Origin of the sequence: Enterobacter sp. GD03975 (genome assembly GCF_029838645.1) — a bacterium.
GTDB classification, from domain to species: Bacteria; Pseudomonadota; Gammaproteobacteria; order Enterobacterales; family Enterobacteriaceae; genus Enterobacter; species Enterobacter quasihormaechei.
On the sequence record NZ_JAOBZC010000009.1, the window covers coordinates 151,537 to 170,209 of the forward strand.

At 53.3% G+C, this 18,673-nt stretch carries 18 protein-coding genes; 9 read left to right on the top strand and 9 right to left on the bottom strand.

All coding sequences use genetic code 11. The annotated features are described in order from the left end of the window. Position 1: 1 nt before the first annotated feature. From fliI to N5C09_RS15580, 6 genes are read right to left on the bottom strand one after another with little or no spacing between them, the layout of a single operon-like run. Complete coding sequence (gene fliI, locus N5C09_RS15555; protein ID WP_279749367.1) at positions 2 to 1,321, bottom strand: flagellar protein export ATPase FliI; 1,320 nt, start codon at positions 1,319 to 1,321, stop codon at positions 2 to 4. Further along, on the bottom strand, positions 1,308 to 2,066 hold the full coding sequence (gene fliH, locus N5C09_RS15560; protein ID WP_279749368.1) for a flagellar assembly protein FliH: 759 nt from the start codon (positions 2,064 to 2,066) through the stop codon (positions 1,308 to 1,310). Before fliH ends, fliI begins: the two co-directional genes overlap by 14 nt. A gap of 3 nt (positions 2,067 to 2,069) precedes the next feature. Further along, the gene (locus tag N5C09_RS15565) at positions 2,070 to 3,095 is read right to left on the bottom strand and encodes a flagellar motor switch protein FliG (RefSeq protein ID WP_107534585.1); all 1,026 of its coding nucleotides are present in this window, start codon (positions 3,093 to 3,095) and stop codon (positions 2,070 to 2,072) included. Continuing rightward, positions 3,064 to 4,755, bottom strand: a complete 1,692-nt coding sequence (gene fliF, locus N5C09_RS15570; protein WP_279749369.1) for a flagellar basal-body MS-ring/collar protein FliF — start codon at positions 4,753 to 4,755, stop codon at positions 3,064 to 3,066. Before fliF ends, N5C09_RS15565 begins: the two co-directional genes overlap by 32 nt. 10 nt (positions 4,756 to 4,765) lie before the next feature. Further along, entirely contained in the window at positions 4,766 to 5,134 is a 369-nt protein-coding gene (fliE, locus tag N5C09_RS15575; protein ID WP_279749385.1) for a flagellar hook-basal body complex protein FliE, read from the bottom strand. A gap of 18 nt (positions 5,135 to 5,152) precedes the next feature. Next, entirely contained in the window at positions 5,153 to 6,184 is a 1,032-nt protein-coding gene (locus N5C09_RS15580) for a sigma-54 dependent transcriptional regulator (protein ID WP_107534582.1), read from the bottom strand. A gap of 537 nt (positions 6,185 to 6,721) precedes the next feature. On the opposite strand from N5C09_RS15580, the gene N5C09_RS15585 reads away from it, so the two are divergent. The 7 genes from N5C09_RS15585 to N5C09_RS15615 are packed head-to-tail and all read left to right on the top strand — an operon-like array spanning position 6,722 to position 13,017. Next, positions 6,722 to 7,606: a FliM/FliN family flagellar motor switch protein gene (locus N5C09_RS15585; RefSeq protein WP_063450832.1), complete on the top strand. Its 885-nt coding sequence runs from the start codon at positions 6,722 to 6,724 to the stop codon at positions 7,604 to 7,606. Then, complete coding sequence (gene fliN, locus N5C09_RS15590; RefSeq protein ID WP_063450833.1) at positions 7,599 to 7,997, top strand: flagellar motor switch protein FliN; 399 nt, start codon at positions 7,599 to 7,601, stop codon at positions 7,995 to 7,997. The genes N5C09_RS15585 and fliN overlap by 8 nt, the downstream gene beginning before the upstream one ends. A 23-nt stretch (positions 7,998 to 8,020) precedes the next feature. After that, positions 8,021 to 8,746 (top strand): flagellar type III secretion system pore protein FliP, encoded by a 726-nt coding sequence (gene fliP / locus N5C09_RS15595; protein WP_226848244.1) that lies wholly within the window; start codon positions 8,021 to 8,023, stop codon positions 8,744 to 8,746. A 2-nt stretch (positions 8,747 to 8,748) separates the two neighbouring features. Further along, a complete protein-coding gene (gene fliQ, locus N5C09_RS15600) occupies positions 8,749 to 9,021 on the top strand; it encodes a flagellar biosynthesis protein FliQ (RefSeq protein ID WP_063450835.1) in 273 nt (90 codons plus the stop codon). Positions 9,022 to 9,027: 6 nt separating this feature from the next. Next, on the top strand, positions 9,028 to 9,801 hold the full coding sequence (gene fliR, locus N5C09_RS15605; RefSeq protein ID WP_063450836.1) for a flagellar biosynthetic protein FliR: 774 nt from the start codon (positions 9,028 to 9,030) through the stop codon (positions 9,799 to 9,801). Further along, the gene (flhB, locus tag N5C09_RS15610; RefSeq protein WP_279749386.1) at positions 9,798 to 10,934 is read left to right on the top strand and encodes a flagellar biosynthesis protein FlhB; all 1,137 of its coding nucleotides are present in this window, start codon (positions 9,798 to 9,800) and stop codon (positions 10,932 to 10,934) included. The genes fliR and flhB overlap by 4 nt, the downstream gene beginning before the upstream one ends. Further along, positions 10,921 to 13,017, top strand: a complete 2,097-nt coding sequence (locus N5C09_RS15615; protein WP_107534579.1) for a flagellar biosynthesis protein FlhA — start codon at positions 10,921 to 10,923, stop codon at positions 13,015 to 13,017. Before flhB ends, N5C09_RS15615 begins: the two co-directional genes overlap by 14 nt. A gap of 35 nt (positions 13,018 to 13,052) precedes the next feature. Here N5C09_RS15615 and N5C09_RS15620 read toward each other — a convergent pair whose 3' ends face one another. Together N5C09_RS15620 and fosA are read right to left on the bottom strand one after the other, a co-directional pair. After that, entirely contained in the window at positions 13,053 to 14,030 is a 978-nt protein-coding gene (locus N5C09_RS15620; protein WP_279749370.1) for a hypothetical protein, read from the bottom strand. Positions 14,031 to 14,267: 237 nt separating this feature from the next. Further along, positions 14,268 to 14,699 carry a FosA/FosA2 family fosfomycin resistance glutathione transferase gene (gene fosA / locus N5C09_RS15625; protein ID WP_112792948.1) on the bottom strand — a complete coding sequence of 144 codons (432 nt, stop codon included), beginning with the start codon at positions 14,697 to 14,699 and terminating at the stop codon, positions 14,268 to 14,270. A gap of 199 nt (positions 14,700 to 14,898) precedes the next feature. On the opposite strand from fosA, the gene trpS reads away from it, so the two are divergent. Further along, positions 14,899 to 15,900 (top strand): tryptophan--tRNA ligase, encoded by a 1,002-nt coding sequence (gene trpS, locus N5C09_RS15630; protein WP_279749371.1) that lies wholly within the window; start codon positions 14,899 to 14,901, stop codon positions 15,898 to 15,900. Positions 15,901 to 15,943: 43 nt separating this feature from the next. On the opposite strand, the gene N5C09_RS15635 is transcribed toward trpS, so the two are convergent. Then, the gene (locus tag N5C09_RS15635; RefSeq protein ID WP_279749372.1) at positions 15,944 to 16,399 is read right to left on the bottom strand and encodes a SymE family type I addiction module toxin; all 456 of its coding nucleotides are present in this window, start codon (positions 16,397 to 16,399) and stop codon (positions 15,944 to 15,946) included. Between the two features lie 624 nt (positions 16,400 to 17,023). Here N5C09_RS15635 and dptF point away from each other — a divergent pair. Beyond that, a complete protein-coding gene (dptF, locus tag N5C09_RS15640) occupies positions 17,024 to 18,673 on the top strand; it encodes a DNA phosphorothioation-dependent restriction protein DptF (RefSeq protein ID WP_279749373.1) in 1,650 nt (549 codons plus the stop codon).

Below are 18,673 nucleotides of genomic sequence, written 5' to 3' on the forward strand. Positions count from 1 at the left end.
CTTATCCTGCGTTTGCCAGCGCACAGAGATCGCTGATAGTGGGCGCCAGCAATGCCGCATCCTGAACCTCCTGCTGTAGGAATCCGACGATGGCCGGAGAGAGTCGAACGGCTTTGTCCGCCAGCGCATCCGCGCCGGCAACATAGCCGCCCAGCGGGATCAGCGGTTTGATATTTTGATATTCCGCGTAAAGCTGCTTAACGGTGCGGGCGGCCAGCTGGTGCTCGCGCGCCGTCACCTGGCTCATGCAGCGGCTGATTGACTGGCCTATGTCGATGGCCGGGTAATGCCCCGCCTCCGCCAGTTGGCGTGATAACACGATGTGACCATCGAGTACCGCTCGGGCACAGTCGACGATCGGATCCTGCTGATCGTCTCCTTCCGCCAGCACGGTATAGATCGCCGTCATCGATCCTGTGCTCTCGCTGTTACCCGCGCTCTCCACCAGCCGGGGGATCATGCTGAACGCCGAGGGTGGGTAGCCCTTGGTTGCGGGGGGCTCACCCAGCGAAAGCGCAATCTCGCGCTGCGCCATCGCGTAGCGGGTTAAGGAATCCACCAGCAGCAGAACGTCTTTCCCTTTGTCGCGGTAGTAACTGGCAATGGTGTGGCACAGTTCGGTCGCCTTAATGCGCATCAGCGGCGATTCATCCGCCGGCGCGGCAACAATCACCGATTTCGCCAGTCCTTCGGCCTGGAGGGAATTTTCAATAAACTCCTTCACCTCGCGACCACGCTCGCCAATCAGGCCCACCACGACCACCTCGGCCTGCGTATAGCGGGTGATCATCCCCAGCAGAACGCTTTTTCCCACCCCGCTACCCGCCATGAGTCCGACGCGCTGGCCTTTACCGATCGTCAGCAGTCCGTTGATGGCCCGCACGCCCACGTCCAGCGGCGACTCCACCGGCTGGCGCTTAAGGGGATGTACCTGGGGAAGCTGGGAAGACAGTAATGTATCCCCGCCGAGCCTGCCTTTTTCATCCAGCGGTTCGCCGAGGCCGTTCACCACCCTGCCCAACCACGCGTCGCCAATCATGATGCCTTCGTTCTTTCCGGCAGGAAAAACGCGCGCGCCAGCAATCAGCCCGGACGGCTGCTTAAAGGGCATCAGGAAGGTGACGTCCCGATCGAAACCGACAACCTGAGCGTCAATCATGTCGAGCTCAACGCTCTCCACGTGGCAGAGCTGGCCTATCGCCAGCCGGCAGCCCACGCATTCGAGGAGGATACCGTTAACCCGTACCAGACGACCCGCAACGCGTGCCAGATCAATCTGTTCGATAGAGCGCAGCGCGTGTTCAAAATCAAGATTGCTCATGGCTCTCTTCTGGCAGTAGTTTTTCTTTTAATACGGAAACACACTGGTCGAGACGGTGCTGGCAACCAATGTCCATCTCGGTAGACTCGGTCACTACGCGGCACTCCCCGAGCGCCAGCCCCGGGTCCGCAGCCAGGCCCCACTCACGGGCTTTTTCGGGCTCCGCTTCGCTAATGCGGCGGAACTCTTCAGCGTTAAGCAGGACACGGATCTGTTCGGGCGGCTGCGGCAGGCTGGTCAACGCCTCCTCAACCAGCGCTAAAAGTTGGGTTGGATGGAGCGACAGCTCGCAGCGAATAACCTGCCGGGTGACCTTTTCGACCAGCTGTAGCAGCTCTTCGCGACGGCGCTGCTCGTAATTGTCCAGAAAGCGCTGAACGTTGGCGGTCATCTGCTCGAAGGGCGTTGCCGCCTCAAGAAACAGCTGGCGGGCCTGAAGCGCCCCTTCAGCCTGCCCTTTCGTCATGCCCTCTTCAAAACCAAGCCGCATGCCTTCCTGGTATCCCGCCTGCTTACCCTCTTCCACGCCCTGCGTAAAGCCCTGGTTCATGCCCTCCCGAAATCCCTCCTCAAGCCGCTGCTGATATTCAGCGGGGTTCAGTGAGACCGGCTCGTTGCCGGCTCCCGGCACGTCGGGCACGTTCACTCCCTTTCTTAACGGAGGGAACTTATACGGCCGCGGCTTTACGTCGGTTGGCCGGGCGGTAAACACGGGCTGCGGCGAAATACGCCGTTTTGTAAACATGGCTTATTCCACCGTTTGCTCTGCGAAGAGCTGTACCTGGATTTCACCCTCATCCACCAGCTGACGCAGCGTTTGCATGATCTCTTTACGCACCTGCTCAATGCGGCTGATCGGCACCGGACCAAGGCGCGTAACGGTGCTTTGCAGCAGCGTTACCTGACGCTTCGGCATAACGTTGAAGATCGCTTCGCGCAGGACCTGCTCGGTTCCCTTGAGCGCCACGGCCCAGTCTTCGATAGGCACTTCGTCTATCAGACGCTGTAGCGTGACCGGAGACTGACGGCTGAGGATAAAGAATTCGTACATTTCGTCCTGAAGCTCTTCAACGACGCTCTCATCGCGTTCACGCAGCTGGTCCAACAGCTCCTGCTGATTCTCAGGAATGCGGTTGACGATATCCGCTGCGTGCTTGATCCCTCTCAGCTTCGAACCATGTTCAGAGAGAACGGCAATACCGCGATCGATCAGGCGATCGAGTTCATCAATCACGTCGCGGTTGATGTCGTCCAGCCGGGCAATACGGTAGATAATTTCATCCTGTCGCTCGCGCGGCAGCACGCCGAGCACGCCCGCGGCGATATCCGGCGGCAGGAAGGCAAGAAACACCGCCTGCATCTGCAAATGCTCATGCTCGATCAGCGCCGCCAGCTGTGGGGTATCAACCCACTGTAGGCGAGCCATGCGGTAGCGGATCTCTTCGCCATAGATGCCGTTGATCACGCTGCGGGAGATCTCGCTGCCCAGCGCCTTCTCCAGAATGCTGCGCAGATAGGAACGCGAGGCGCCGTTAATCCCGCTCTGCTCACTGTAATCAGAGAAGAAATTATTCATGGCCTGCCGCACCTGGCTCATTTTGACATCGTGGAGCCGCGCCATAGTGTCGCTCAGGAGCATCACCTCTTCCCGGTTAAACTTCTGCATTACCTGCGCTGCGGCCTCTTCGCCCACGCTCATCAGCAGGATAGCGGCCTGTTCAAGGGGGCTACGGCCAGCAGAACTATTCATTTGATTTCGCGTTGCTTCGGTCATTGCTGTTAATCCATTGTTTCAGAACCTCCGCTACACGCTCCGTTTCGTTCTGGGCGAGAACCTGTAGATACTCGACTTTGGTTTCCAGACCGGAGCTCTGCGGCGGCAGTTTGTCGTCATTGATATTGAATGCCGCTTTTGGCAGCACAGAAAGTTCATCTTCCTGCGGCGGTGTTTCCGTTGTTATGACAGGTAGTTCCTGCACATCAGCCTCGTGTTCAATACGTTCGCGTCGTCCCAGGCGCTTAACGAGTGGGCGCACGCCGAACAGCAGCGTCAACAATGCCAGCAGGCCAATCCCCAGATTTTGTCCCCAGAACTGCATATCAGGATCCTGCCACCACGCCAGCACCTCGGTTTCTACCGGTTTCTGTACGTTGAAGGCCAGCACATCCAGCGTCAGCACATCGCCACGCGTTTTGTCGATGCCCGCCGCGCTCTCCACCAGACGGGTGATCGAAGCCAGCTGTTCCGGGGTCGCGGCGGCCAGCGCCGGGGCTGATTTATTCAGCGCAACGGCCACGCTCAGCTTTTGCAGCTTGTAACCGGGATGGCGGATATGGCGAATATCGCGATCGAATACGTATTTACGCTGTTCCTGACTGCGCGCGGAAAGCTTGCGCGGATCGGAGGACGGATTGGCGGTCGCGGTATTACCAGCGGTCGCCTCACCGCCCGCAGCCTGTGCCGCAGCAGCCTGAGGGTTTTGGTTAACCGGACGATTGCTCAGCGACCCCGGGATACCAAACGCCATCTCATTGGTGATGTTCTCCTGGCTCAGTTGCTCGTCGCTCACCTTCGGTTCTTTGCCCAGACGCTCCTGCGTCTCCTCTACGCGGCTTAAATCGACGGTGGGTGCAACGCTAATGCGGAAATTGTCGCTGCCCACCAGCGACGTCAGCAGGCTGGAGACATTTTTGCTGGTATCTTCGCGAATACGCTGCGTCACATCGTTAGCAAGACGCTTTTCGCCGAGGGTGCCATCCTGGCCCTCAATGCCGCTCGACAGCAGGTTGCCCGCCTGATCGACCACGCGCACGCTGCCCGGTGCCATACCGGGCACCGAGCCAGATACCAGCTGGACGATCGACGCAACCTGCTGATCATCAAGCGTTTTGCCATAGCGCAGCTGAACCATGACCGACGCGCTGCTGTTGGGTTTGTTCGTCAGGACAAACGAGCTGGATTCGCTTAGGCCAAGATGGACGCGCGCATGCTCGACCGGCTGGAGCGCCATAATGCTCTTTGCAAGCTCACCTTCCAGGCTGCGCTTGTAGCGCACGTTCTGGACAAACTGGCTGCTACCCAGCATCTCCTCTTTATCCATAAGCTCATAGCCGTCCGGCATGATCGCACTGATACCCTTAGCGGCCAGCGCCATACGCGCCTGAGGAAGTTTGCTCTCTGCGATCAGCACCTGCCCGCTGTTGGGGTCGATACGGTAGGGAATATTTTCCCCCCCCAGCACCTCAACCACCTGTGAGACAGGAATGTTTTCCTGCGCGCCATACAGCGCAACATAGCCCTGGTTGCGGTTCCACAGGGAGGCAACAATAGCGATCGCTAACGCCGCCCCCCCGGCAATCACCCACAGTCGGGTACTCATCAGGCCGGCAGGCAGGGAGAGCGCGGAAAGACGATCTTTGATTTTGTTTAACACGGTACAAACCTTACAGCGGAGTATTCATCACTTCGTCGAGCGCGCTGTTAAGCTTGTTGCGCACCTGCATCATCGCCGAAAAGGCCACGCTGGCTTTTTGGCTCTCAATCATCGCGCCAGCCAGGTCGTCGCTCTGACCCATATCAATGGCGGTCTGCTTTGCGCCCGCGCTGTGCTGTAATGCATCCACCTGATTGATGGCGTTATCCAGCACGCGAGAAAATGAGACGCTATGCGTACCGGCAGAGGCGTTTTGAGCCGGCGCAATGGTTGGAAACGTGCTGACCTGACCGGCAGAGGCCAGTCTGGCCGTTTGCCGCATCTGGTTCAGCAACATCTGCTGCGTGGGTTGCATACCTACAGCGCCTATCTTGTCCATCATTTTTCCTTACAAACTTCAGGAATAGCATTCAATATCAATGCCTTCATCGCGCATCGAGGCAAGGCGGTAGCGCAGCGCTCTCGGCGTAATCCCTAAAAACTCAGCCGTTTTCGATTTGTTGCCTTTATGGCGTTTAAGCAGGTCGATGATGTATTGATACTCCGCCAGACGACCGTGAAGCTTAACGTCCTTAATGGCGGAGCTGCCGCTCTCCTGCTCGCGATAGGCAGGCATAAGATCAACCGCGGGCGTTTCAGGAAGCGGGACGCGGGGTTCAAGACCAAAATCTTCTGCGGTTATCTCTTCCCCGTTACTCAGGATCATGCCCCGCTGAATCACATTCTCCAGTTCGCGGACGTTACCCGGCCAGTCATAGCCCAGGAGTGCTTTACGGGCCTCTTCGCTCAGGCGGATATTGCCCTTGTGGAAAGCGCGATATTTATCAATAAAACGCTGCACCAGCGGCAAAATATCCTGCTTGCGCTCGCGCAGCGGTTGAATATGAATAGGCACAACAGAAATACGGTAGAATAAATCCTGGCGGAAACGACCTTCGGCGATTTCCTGCTGCAAATCCTTATTAGTGGACGCAATCAGGCGAATATCCAGAGGGATACGCTTATGGCTTCCCAGACGCTCAACCTCCTGCTCCTGCAAAACGCGCAATAATTTCGCCTGCAAGGAGAGCGGCATATCGCCAATTTCATCCAGCAGCAGCGTACCGCCATTAGCCTGCTCGAATTTACCCGCCACGCTGGCGACAGCCCCGGTAAAGGCGCCCTTTTCATAGCCAAATAAAATGGCTTCCAGCATGCTTTCCGGAATTGCCGCGCAGTTAACACCTACGTAGGGGGCATCGTCACCGCAAGCGTGCTTATGGATATATTTGGCGATGCACTCTTTTCCAGTTCCTGTTTCGCCGGTAATCAATACCGAAACATTATATTTTGCAACGCGCCGCGCCAATGAAATTACGCCAACGCTGGCAGGTGAAACAGCGACAACGCCATCTACATTACGGTTTTCACGCCCAATGATAATGTTCATATTTTGAGCCCAAGTAATAAAACAATGTAACCAACAGCACGTTAGAAATTTATTAAAAAAATGATAACAAACTTATTTTCCACACTTGCGCTACAAGGAGAAACTAATAAGCTATTAACAATGAAAGAAAACAAATATCTGCGTACTCTTCACAGGAAGCAAACCTTCCCTGAAAATGTGTTGCCTAGTATACGTTTCCGTTGAGAATTGTCTTATTTTTAATGTGTATTAAAGGATTAATCAATATAAAACAAAGAGTTATAGATGTTATTAAACTGAATTAATCCTAATTAATTATGGATTAATAACCGGAATAGTCTTGAAATAAAATGACTACAGATGTCTAATTCTCACTCTGAAAAAAAGCGTGTGAATGTGTCTTGCGGTGTGTGAGCCTCTATTTATCTATAGCGACACAAAACCACCTGAAATCGTTTTTTTTCAGAAAAAATTTTTACGTATGGTCGAAGAGCCCATCAGCGCGTCGTAAAAACGCACAACGGTTTCATCATGCATTGTTATTAAAGCGGAATGATTATGTACCCTGCTACCCAGCGCATCAGAATCCATCAGCAGGATAGTCTTCCTGAGCTGGAAATACTTGATATCAGCAAACTTGGTCGTCCATGGCATAAACTTCCTAAGTCCATGAACGACAGCTTTGACATCCTTGATGCACGCCTTGGCATTTACTTCCTGAAAAAACTTCGGGTAAACGCCACGCTGGAATCAATGACATTTACTGTCGACCGTCATTTTAAAAATGCACAGATTTTTTCCACTCCCTATGGAAATCTCGGGTTCGTTATCGATCGCCTGCTGCTGCTAAATATCCTGCACGACTACTACGGTCTTAATAAAGACAGCGTGCATATTGAGCCAGATGAATCGATGCCGGTAACGAAAACGGAAGAGCGTTTACAAAGCAAGCTGGGCCAGGAGCTCACGTCGCTGATCATCTGTAAAGAGACGCTGGGTGAAGATCTCGAGATTAAAGTGGATTATTCCACCGTCATTAATCAGTGGCCGTGGTGTATTACGTTTAATCTGGAAGGGTATAAGCACGGTAGTTTCAGCATACTGCTGGATAGCCACCACATTGATCAGATGCTGGCAAATTTGCGCTCGCCCGTATCAAAAGAACACCGGCAGCGAAAAACGGACTCGTTGAGTCCCGCTCAGCTGGAGCGCCTGTTTGATAGTTTACCCATCAAGCTGAACGGTCGGTTAGCCAGCCTGAACCTCACCGTGGCGCAAATTGCCGACATTAAACCCGGGGATATTATCCCCATCACCATCAACGAACCGATGCCCGTTTTTATCGGTAAAGAGCAGATTTTCGAAGCCACAATAGCCGAGGATTACGGCAAGCTTTTCTTCTGCGACATCCATGAAAAGACGCCCGAGAAACAATATGAGTGATTTGCAACATGAGCTGAGCCAGTCTCTGGATTTGGACGATCTCAACCTCAGTGATATGCCGCAGGACGCGCCGGCGGAAGGCACTATCCGCAACGATTTACAGCCTGAGCCTTCACACGCGTCGATGACCGATATGCGCCGTATGGCGTTATTTAGCCGTATCCCGGTCACCCTGACGCTGGAGGTCTCCTCCGTGGATATTCCGTTGTCGGAGCTGATGAATATCAGCAGCGACTCGGTGATCGAGCTGGACAAAATGGCCGGCGAGCCGTTAGACATCAAGGTCAACGGCATCCCGTTTGGGAAGGCGGAAGTGGTCGTACTGAATGATAAATATGGCCTGCGGATCATCGATTTCAACACCAAAGAGCTGGGCGAGCTGACCCGATGAACCGCGAGCTTATTCTGTGGGGCATGACGCTGCTGCTTTTCGGCGTGCTGTTTAATCAGCAGGCGATGGCGGCGAACGGCGATATTACGCTGCTCAGCACCGCAGCCAACGGCGATGGCCAGGACTACAACGTAAAGATTGAGATCCTGATCCTCATGACCTTACTCGGCCTGCTGCCGATTATGGTCCTGATGATGACCTGCTTTACGCGCTTTATTATCGTGCTGGCCATTCTGCGCCAGGCGCTGGGCCTGCAATCCAGCCCGCCGAATAAAATCCTGACCGGTATCGCCCTGGCCCTAACGCTGCTGGTGATGAGACCGGTATGGACCACTATTTATACCGATGCGGTTGAACCCTTTCAGAGCGATCGCATTACCCTGAAGCAGGCGCTGGTCAATGCTGAAGCACCGCTGAAGCGGTATATGCTTGCCCAAACCAATGAAAAGGCCATGGCCCAGATCATGACGATTGCGGGCGTGGAGGGGGATGCTCGCGAACAGGATTTGACGATCGTGACGCCCGCCTATCTGCTGAGCGAGCTGAAAACCGCCTTCCAGATTGGCTTCATGATCTACATTCCTTTCCTGGTGATCGATCTTATTGTCGCCAGTATTCTGATGGCAATGGGGATGATGATGTTGTCGCCTCTCATCGTTTCACTCCCCTTTAAGCTGATGCTCTTCGTGCTTTGCGACGGCTGGACGCTGATCGTCGGCACGCTCACCGCCAGCGTGCGGGGATTATAGCCATGATGAATATGGACACCGCCGGCGACATCATGGCGACGGGCCTTCACCTCGTGCTGATGATCTCTGCCGTTGCGATTGTTCCCAGCCTGCTCATCGGCCTGTGCGTCAGCATTTTCCAGGCCACGACCCAGATCAACGAGCAGACGCTCAGCTTTTTGCCACGACTGGTGGTAACGCTGGGCGTACTCGTTTTCGCCGGAAAATGGATATTGACGCAGCTGGTGGATTTTACCGTCCAGCTCTTCACCCAAGCGGCCGCGCTGGTTGGTTAAAACACGATGGCTATTGATATTCACGCGCTGATCGCGCCGCTAATGGCACTGGTGCTCCCTTTTTTCCGTATCCTCGCCTTTATCCAGTTCGCGCCGGTTCTCGACAACCGCGTCTTCTCGCGCCGCGTAAAAATCGGTACCGCGCTGGCGCTGGCTATTGTGATTGCCCCCATGCTGCCGGAGCGGGTCGTGCTCACGGAACTGCTCTCGCTGCGCTCGGTGTTACTGATTGGCGAACAGCTGCTGTGGGGCATGCTCTTCGCGACGATCCTGCATCTGGTCTTTGTCGCGCTACAGACGGCCGGGCATATGCTTTCCATGAACATGGGGCTGGCGATGGCCATGATGAACGATCCGGTTAACGGCAGCTCGACAACGGTGATTTCACAGATTATCTACGTCTTTTGCGCCCTGCTGTTTTTCATCACCGACGGCCATCTTCTGCTGGTCACCATCCTGTACAAAGGGTTCACCTACTGGCCCATCGGGCAGGCGATTAACCAGCCGACGCTGATGTTGGTTGCCCAGGGCCTGGGATGGATTATCGCTGCCGCCGTGCTGATTGCGCTCCCGACAACCTTTGTCATGCTGATCGTTCAGGGAGGGTTTGGCCTGCTGAACCGCATTTCACCGACGTTAAACCTGTTCTCGCTCGGTTTCCCAATCAGCATGCTTTTTGGGCTTCTGTGCATCTCGATGCTGGTCACGAACATTCCTGACCACTATCTCAACATGACTAACGACATACTGGCGAAGCTTGACGCCATAAGGGTGCAATAGTGTCCTCCAGCGGCGATAAAGGTGAAAAACCCACCCCCGGGAAACTGCGAAAGGCGCGGGAGAAAGGGGATATTCCCCGCTCAAAAGACCTCACCATGGCGGTGGGGCTTGTCGCTTCCTTTATTATTTTGGCGACATTCCTGCCTTACTATCGCCAGCTTATCGGGGAGTCGTTTACCGCCGCCGCACACATGGCGAGGGATATCGATAACCCTGGCGTACTGAGTCAGTTCCTTATGCTTAACCTGAGCGTAATGCTGCGCTTTATCGCAACGCTTGTTCCTATCCCGGTAGCCTGCATCATCGCCAGCCTGATCCCCGGGGGATGGCTGTTTACGCCTGCCAAATTAAAGCCCGATTTTAAAAAAATCAGCCCGATAGCCGGTACAAAGCGACTGTTTTCCGCCAGCCACTATACGGAAGTGGGCAAAATGCTGCTGAAGTGTTCGGCGATACTGGCGGTGCTGTACATGATGGTGGGCGATAACATGGCGGCACTGCTGAATCTGCAACGCCTGTACCTGAACGAGGCCATTCTCCGGGGATTTGCGATTTTCCATCACGTTGGCAGCTATTTCATCGCTGTTATCGTCTTTTTCTCCCTGCTCGATGTGCCGCTCAGCAAATTTATGTATACCAAAAAAATGCGCATGACCAAGCAGGAAGTGAAGGAAGAGCATAAAAACAACGACGGTAACCCGCAGATCAAGGGCCGAATCCGTCAGCTACAGCGACAGATGGCGATGGGGCAGATTACCCGCACCGTACCGACCGCCGATGTGATCATCACCAACCCGACCCATTATGCGGTAGCGCTGAAATACGATCCGCAGCAGGCGGAAGCTCCCTACATCGTCGCAAAAGGGATTGACGATGTCGCGCTGTGGATACGAGAAGTCGGTGCCAGCCACCGCATTGAGGTCGTGGAGTTTCCACCGCTGGCGAGAGCGGTTTACTACACCACCCGCGTTAACCAGCAGATACCGGCTCAACTCTTTCGCGCCATTGCGCACGTGCTGACCTATGTGATGCAGCTGAAGTCCTGGCGTGAAGGCCGCATTGAGCAAAAACCCCGCCTGAACAGGCAAATAGACATTCCTCAAGAGGTATTTAAACACCATGGCGAACGGTAAGTTATCCAACGTGTTCGGCATGCTCCGGAAGGGGCAGATTGCTGTGCCTATCCTGCTTCTCTGCGTTCTGGCGATGGTGATCCTGCCGCTGTCGCCGCTGATGCTGGATATTCTGTTTACGTTTAACATCGTGTTGGCGGTCATCGTGCTGCTGGCCTCGGTCAATATGCAGCGTCCGCTGGATTTTGCCATCTTCCCAACGCTGCTGCTGATCACGACCCTGATGCGCCTGACGCTGAACGTGGCCTCCACGCGCGTGGTTCTCCTTAAGGGGCATGAAGGGGAAGGCGCGGCGGGTAAAGTCATCGAAGCCTTCGGACAGGTGGTCATCGGCGGCGACTTCGTCGTGGGTTTTGTGGTGTTTATCATCCTGATGATCATCAACTTCGTCGTTGTGACCAAGGGTGCAGAGCGTATCTCGGAAGTCTCGGCTCGCTTTACGCTGGACGCCCTTCCCGGTAAACAGATGGCGATTGATGCCGACCTGAATGCCGGGTTGATCAACCAGCAGCAGGCCCGCAGCCGCCGTCAGGAGGTCGCCAAAGAGGCGGACTTCTACGGCGCGATGGACGGGGCATCCAAATTCGTCCGCGGCGATGCCATTGCCGGGATCATGGTTCTGATCATTAACGTGATTGGCGGGATCTGCATCGGTATCTTCAAATACGATTTAGAGGCCAGCGTCGCTTTCCGTCAGTACGTCCTGCTCACCATTGGTGACGGTCTGGTCGCCCAAATTCCGTCCCTGCTGCTCGCCACCTCCGCCGCCATCATCGTGACGCGCGTCAGCGAAGGCAATGACATCAGCGATGAGATCAAGACGCAGCTTCTTTCGAAACCGAAAGTGCTCTATACCGCCGCGTTTGTGATGTTTATTCTGGCGATTGTGCCCGGCATGCCGCACGTTGCCTTCCTGAGCTTTACCGCGCTGCTGCTGTTTGCCGCCTGGCGTCAGAGCAAGGTGGTTCAGCCCGCCGCACCGGAAATGGACATGGAGGCGATCAACGAGGCGCTGGCCCCCGACACCTCCACGGCCATCACGTGGGACAATATCCCGCTGGTTGAGCCGATCGGTCTGAGCCTCGGCTACAAGCTTGTCACCCTGGTAGACGAGTCCAGAGGTAGCCCGCTTTCGCTGCGCGTCAGGGGGGTAAGGCAGGTCATTTCCGAACTGTGTGGGGTGCTGCTGCCGGAGATCCGCATACGCGAAAACTTCCGGCTAAAACCTTCGCAGTATGCGATTCACGTCAACGGCATACGCACGGCAGTGGCTGAAGTTCAGGCCGAAAAGCTGATGGCGATCCCCGGAACCGAGCTGTACGGTGAGATTGATGGCGTGCTGGACACCGATCCGGCCTACGGTATGGCGATCGTCTGGATCGATCCCGACCAGAAGGCGAAGGCGCTCAATCTGGGGTATCAGGTCGTGGATTGCTCAAGCGTGGTCGCCACCCACGTCAACAAGGTCGCGCGTGAATATTTACCGGAGCTGTTTAACTATGACGACATCACGCATCTGCACGCGCGCCTGGCCCAGCAGGCTCCCAAGCTTGCCGAGGACTTAAACGCCGCGCTCAACTATAGCCAGCTGCTGCGCGTTTATCGCCAGCTTCTGCTTGAGCAGGTTTCGCTGAAGGACATTGTGACCATCGCCTCAACGCTGCTGGAAAGCTCGGCCATCACGAAAGATCCGCTGCTGCTTACCGCCGACGTGCGCTACGCGCTTCGCCGCGCGCTGGTGCATAACATTAACGGCGATCGCCCTCAGCTGGCTGCTTATACGATCGATAATCAGCTGGAAAACCTGCTGCTCAGCGCACTGAACCAGGCCCAGCAGGCGGGTAAAGTTGCTCTGGATAACTTCCCGGTCGATCCCAACATCCTGACGCAGCTGCAAAATACGATGCCAATGATCTACGAGCAGATGAAAGCGAAAAATATGCCTCCGCTGCTGCTGGTCACGCCGCAGCTGCGGCCGCTGATCTCGCGTTATGCCCGCCTGTTCGCTAAAGGGCTACACGTACTTTCCTACAATGAAGTGCCTGACGATGCGGATTTAAACGTCGTTGGCACGCTGGCGTAAAGCTCAACACGCGTCCTGGAAACAGGACGTGACGCTTAATGCTCCATGTAGCGCATGCGCCATTCCGCTATGGTGCGCGGCATTTTGCTGACGTCATTATGCTGCGTGCTGTAGTAATAGAAGGTCAGTTTGCCTTTTTCATCAGGAGCAATGCGGGCAGCCCAAATATGGCTGGCGTTATACATAATAAGTGCGGTGCGGGTATTGGCCGCCCCGCGCAGCCAGGACGAAATGACCGTGGCGCCAATATTGTCGATATCTTTGCGGTATATATACGCATTAGCCGTCTGAATAAATTTCTGATAATCATCCCCCACCAGCGCACGGAATCGTTCTTCCGTTTTCGCATCGGGCAGGATTTGCAGCGAGAGCAGCGTTGCTTTTGGGCGCGGGTCCTTTTCTGACCGGGCGTAAATACCGTCAATAAAGGCCCCGTTGGGCACGGAGAGACTGCATCCTCTTTTGCCGCTGCTAAAAGCCTGAAGCGCACCGCTGCTTTCGGGGATCAGCAGCACTTTGCAGCGTTTACTTTCCGCCATATTGTCGATGAGCAGCATGCCGTCGACCTTGCGCGCTTCGGCGGTATAGGTCTCTTTATTCAACCCAGACCAGATGCGAATATCAACATTGACCGTCCAGTCGGCGTTGTGACTGAATTCAATCACCCCGCCGTTCATATTTGCCGCCTGGGTATTCCACCAGCGCCCCTGCCAGAGAAAGTGCGGAGGGGCTTCGGCCAGCTTGCCGATTCCCGCGAAGTAGGCGTGCTCTATACAGCTTTCTGACGTGCACTTTTTGAGTGACGTCTGCCATGCCAGATATTCCTGATGAACAACGTGTCCGTCGCGGCGCACCAGCATATCGCGATAGTAAGTTGTCATAATGTTATTAAGCCAGCTGAGATTTTCACTGCTACAAATCGTGTTCTCAAGAGGGGTCGCCGCACGCTGGCAGTTAACGGCAAACGCGCTGGTTGCCATTAATGACGCGATAAGTATGCCTAAAACATTCATGAACTTTATCATAGCGGGTACTTTTTAACCGAAAAAGGGCGGGTATTTTGGCTAAATCGCGCTCACGTTGCAATAAATCAAATTAAATTATTGACGAACTAAATATATAGAAAAACGGCTAATGTAGATTTTTACAATAATAATTTTCAGCAATGTAAAAATTATTTCCTACTTACGTTAAAAATAAAGAAACCCGGTAACGTGAATACCGGGAACAGGTATTTTTGTGCCGGTGTTTCATGAACGTTGAGATGATGCGGTAAACACCATGCCCGCGTAGGGCTTCTCGCGACACGCCGCCAGCCGCGCGGCGAGGCTGCCCACGTGCAGCTCCAGCTTGTGCCCGTCCGGATCGAGAAAATAGAACGACGCCCCCTCGCTTTTGTTCTGCTTCCAGACGGTGACGCCCGCCTGCTCAAGCCTTTGCGAGAACGGTTCAAAATCCTCTTCCGCCACGGTAAACGCGTAATGCGTGTAGTCGCTCTCCTGCGGCGGCACGTACCGGCGCGCCTCGTCGTACGACAGACAGACCCACAGTTCGCCGCAGGTGAGATAGGCCCCTGTATTCCAGCGGGCGTGCAGCGTCAGGCCCAGCAGCCCGTGCCAGAAGGTGACGCTTTTTTGCAGGTCGCTGACCGCGAGGGTCAGGTGGTTGAGAGATTGCAGCATGACGTGCCCTTTTGTTTTTCGCGCCGGACGTGGTACGGTAAAAGCATGAACATAAACCACGCCGTCCTCACCGTAAACCGCTGGTGGCTGCCTTCTTAAAGGCGGCACGGAGTAGTTTTCCCTATTTTCAGATAGCCGCCGAAAGGCGGCTATCGCACACAGAAGACCCCTTTCGGCATTGCAACGTTAAGGAGTCTTTATGAACGCACCCACCATCCTCACCGGCGACCGCCCAACCGGCCCGCTGCACCTTGGCCATTTCGTCGGATCGCTGCGCCAGCGCGTGGCGCTCCAGCACACGCACAGCCAGTTCGTGCTGATTGCCGACCTTCAGGGGCTGACCGACAACGGCAGCAACCCGCAAAAAATTCGCGACAACATCCCTGAAGTGCTGGTCGACTACCTCGCCGCCGGTATCGACCCGAACCTGACCACGATCTGCCTGCAATCCGCCCTGCCCGCCCTCGCCGAGCTGACGATGCTGTATATGAACATCGTCACCGTCGCCCGCGTGGAGCGTAACCCGACGGTGAAGAACGAGATTGCGCAGAAGGGCTTTGCTCGCTCGCTGCCGGTCGGGTTTATGGCCTATCCCATCAGCCAGGCGGCGGACATCACCGCGTTCAAGGCCGAGTGCGTGCCCGTCGGCGACGACCAACTGCCGATGATTGAGCAGACCAACGAGATCGTCCACAAGATGAACAGCCTGCTGCCCGCCCCGGTGCTGCGCCACTGCAAGGCGATGCTGAGCGACACCAGCCGCCTGCCCGGCATCGACGGCAGCGCCAAGATGTCGAAATCGCTGGGCAACACGCTGCACCTTTCGGCCAGTGAAGAGACCATCCACCGTGCGGTGAGCGCCATGTACACCGACCCGAACCACCTGAAGGTAAGCGACCCGGGGCAGATAGAGGGGAACGTGGTGTTTACGTACCTCGACGCGTTTCATCCGGACAAGGAGAAAGTGGCGGCGATGAAGGCGCACTATCAGGCGGGCGGGCTGGGTGACCGGGCGTGCAAGAACGAGCTGGAGGGGTGTTTGCAGGAGCTGATTGCGCCGATGCGGGAGCGGAGGGCGATGTATATGCGGGATAAAGGGGAGCTAATGGCGATGCTGAAGCGCGGGACCGAACGGGCGCAGGGGGTGACGCAGGAGACGTTGAGGGAGGTGAAATTGGGGCTGGGGGTGCCGGTGTTTTGAAGGCGGCATAATAAAGAATCCCGGCTCAGGGCCGGGATGTTTATCAGGCGTTGCGCTTAATCACCGGAATATCACCGGTGTCATTTAACGCGCCTGGAAATGTTTTTAACCACTGCGCGACTTTCTGCTTATTTATATTCACCACACTCATACCTTCCAGGCATCCCCATAATTCTCTCGTATGCTGTGGTGTAATCACAATGCAGTCTTTCATGGCGCGGATTTTTACGGGCATACCGTTGATAAAGCCCGCACGGGTTAGCCAGTCGCCACCCAGCAGAAGGTATTTCATGTCTATACGCGCATACAGTTCGCAGCAAGCGGCACTGTCCTGCGGCGTTTCCGCGCGGGGATGGACGGGCGCCGCGTTAGGCGGGTTGCCGTGAAGACGGCGGGCGCTGTTTTTGCGTACCAGCTCGCGGTTTTCAATCATGCCGGTGAAAGCGTCTGATTCTGTTTTGCAAACGTTAAACTCTGGCTTAAAATTCGTCGCAGCCATTTTCAACTCCTCGATAGTTGGTTGTGGTTAGCGGTATGGGGGTGTTGCAGCACCTTCATATCGCGAAATCCTCGTTAAATATTCTTTGATACTTCCTTTGCCGTTAGGCCTAATTTCTGCTGCTCATTATACAGGGCTGAATATAAATACAGCGGTTTTGGGTGGGGTAAATTTGGAATTTGCCAGGAGGATTCAGGAAATAGTGTTAAGGGAAAAGTTGATGTTTATGGGCTGTGGAAAAATACTTCACTTTTTGCAAGCGCTATTCCTTTACTTTGTACGCGAGAGCTTCCCAGGAAACCGTATTTGTAGGGTGCACACTTTGTTGCAATTTTACACAAGTAAGATTTTTTTATTTATTAATAAAGCACCAGACATTCCAAAAAAACATTTTTTACATGAAGAGTTGATGATTTCAGGAAGGGCCAGTTTAACTGTTTCCAGAAGCAAATAATTTCAATTGGTTATTATTAGCTTTTTCATCATTACTTGAGCTAATACTATTTAACCCTTTCATTCGTTACACGAAAACACGCATCCTTAACTCGAAGGCAAAAGTCCTATAGAGATCAAGGAAAAGCTCGTATAAAATAGGCGAATTCTTACTTTAGAGAACATGAAGTTATGAGCGCGATCACATTACGTAAAGCGTTAGGTGTACTTGCGAAGTCATCTTCGTTTTCTGTAACCACAGAAACTCATCGGCAAAAGGATGTGTTCGATGAGCTAAAAGAACAACTCTTTGTTAAACAAGAAATCGAAGAAGAGTTACAGCGTTATCTGGATACAGCGACTCCCGGTGAGATCATTTTTCTATGCGGAAGTAGCGGGGATGGGAAATCCGAAATTTTAACCCGCTGTAAGTCAGATCCACGATATCAACATAAGTTTAGTTTCCATCTGGATGCTACGCACAGCTTTGCGCCTCAACAATCAGCCATTGATGCACTGAATGATTTATTTGAAAATCATCACGCACAATCATACCCGCTCCTCATCGGTATCAACACCGGGATGCTCGCCAACTTTGCAAGAGAAGGTTCTGAGTCCCATATGGCTATCCGCGCTGCCATTGATTCATTCTTGTCAGCGCAACAGGAAGGTCAGCGTCCTTACCGCAATGAACATTGTACATTCTTTGATTTCGAACATTATCCAAAGTTCGAGTTTGACGAAGAGCAGGAATACTCCCCTTTTATCAAAAAATTAATGAATCACTTAACGGGGAATGGCGACAAAAACCTGTTTTACACAATTTATCAACGTGATGAATCAATAGGACATGATTTAAAAACCGTTGCTAACTTTAAACTACTGTGCATGCCCGGTGTTCAGAATGTTTTAATAACACAGCTATTTAAAGCCAGATTAATAAAAGATCAATTCGTTACCACACGAACCTTATTGGATTTTTTACATCACCTGCTGACAGGGCCAGGGTACCTATTTGATAATCTGTTTAATGGTGCAGAAAATGATCTAATTAAAAAGGTTTCTGATTTTGATCCTGCCAGATTGCATACATACGAGATTGATCAATTTATTTTACGCTATGAGCTTGGATTGGTTGATCCCGAACTGGATGAGTTCCTAATTACCCTTGCACAATTACCTCTTATGTTTGATCGTAAATGTGTTAAGCCAGGTGATGCAGCTTCTTTAATTAGACTTTTCTGGCTACTACAACATGAATCTTTAGGGAATAACTATCACAAAAAATTCTCTATCTTCTTTAAAGAAGCTGTCTTTGAGCGTTATTCTGAGATTTGGCATCTGCATAAAAACTATACCGCAGATCCGGAACAAAAAAGAGCACTGAACCGCTTTTACTCTTTCGAGCTTATCGCTGGTATTCAGCGCTATGCAAACCGTAAAGCACCTGAACTGAGTACACAAAAAGAAGAGTTCTTTTTAGGCGAATTTGGTGGGATTAAAATCACAGCACCTGTTGCGCTGAAACCGGACTGGGATTCCATCCTCAAGAAAAATACAGCCCATACAACTTGTTTCGATATCTATTTAAAAGTAGGACAGGATCCGCTGGATCCGATTAGAATCGGTCTTAATTTATTTGAGTTATTGAGCAAGCTAAATAATGGCTATCGCCCTAATAAATATGACAAAAGTGCGATTGTTTTACTGGATGAAATCGTTGAACTAATTGCGGAAAAAGCAAAATCCAGCAGCGAAATCAAGTTTTATGACGGTGTAACACGAGTTTACAGTGCAAGAGCGGACGACGACATGATTACTATCAGCGGCATGGAGGGATAA

Excerpts from the sequence above, each read along its gene's own strand:
- N5C09_RS15620 (WP_279749370.1), bottom strand. The coding sequence starts at position 14,030 with ATGAATGTTTTAGGCATACTTATCGCGTCATTAATGGCAACCAGCGCG.
- fliP (WP_226848244.1), top strand. The coding sequence starts at position 8,021 with ATGACGCTGCTGCTTTTCGGCGTGCTGTTTAATCAGCAGGCGATGGCG.
- N5C09_RS15565 (WP_107534585.1), bottom strand. The coding sequence starts at position 3,095 with ATGACCGAAGCAACGCGAAATCAAATGAATAGTTCTGCTGGCCGTAGC.
- N5C09_RS15585 (WP_063450832.1), top strand. The coding sequence starts at position 6,722 with ATGTACCCTGCTACCCAGCGCATCAGAATCCATCAGCAGGATAGTCTT.
- fliE (WP_279749385.1), bottom strand. The coding sequence starts at position 5,134 with ATGGACAAGATAGGCGCTGTAGGTATGCAACCCACGCAGCAGATGTTG.
- N5C09_RS15615 (WP_107534579.1), top strand. The coding sequence starts at position 10,921 with ATGGCGAACGGTAAGTTATCCAACGTGTTCGGCATGCTCCGGAAGGGG.
- fliQ (WP_063450835.1), top strand. The coding sequence starts at position 8,749 with ATGATGAATATGGACACCGCCGGCGACATCATGGCGACGGGCCTTCAC.
- N5C09_RS15635 (WP_279749372.1), bottom strand. The coding sequence starts at position 16,399 with ATGGCTGCGACGAATTTTAAGCCAGAGTTTAACGTTTGCAAAACAGAA.
- fosA (WP_112792948.1), bottom strand. The coding sequence starts at position 14,699 with ATGCTGCAATCTCTCAACCACCTGACCCTCGCGGTCAGCGACCTGCAA.
- N5C09_RS15580 (WP_107534582.1), bottom strand. The coding sequence starts at position 6,184 with ATGAACATTATCATTGGGCGTGAAAACCGTAATGTAGATGGCGTTGTC.
- dptF (WP_279749373.1), top strand. The coding sequence starts at position 17,024 with ATGAGCGCGATCACATTACGTAAAGCGTTAGGTGTACTTGCGAAGTCA.
- fliN (WP_063450833.1), top strand. The coding sequence starts at position 7,599 with ATGAGTGATTTGCAACATGAGCTGAGCCAGTCTCTGGATTTGGACGAT.
- fliR (WP_063450836.1), top strand. The coding sequence starts at position 9,028 with ATGGCTATTGATATTCACGCGCTGATCGCGCCGCTAATGGCACTGGTG.
- fliI (WP_279749367.1), bottom strand. The coding sequence starts at position 1,321 with ATGAGCAATCTTGATTTTGAACACGCGCTGCGCTCTATCGAACAGATT.
- fliH (WP_279749368.1), bottom strand. The coding sequence starts at position 2,066 with ATGTTTACAAAACGGCGTATTTCGCCGCAGCCCGTGTTTACCGCCCGG.
- trpS (WP_279749371.1), top strand. The coding sequence starts at position 14,899 with ATGAACGCACCCACCATCCTCACCGGCGACCGCCCAACCGGCCCGCTG.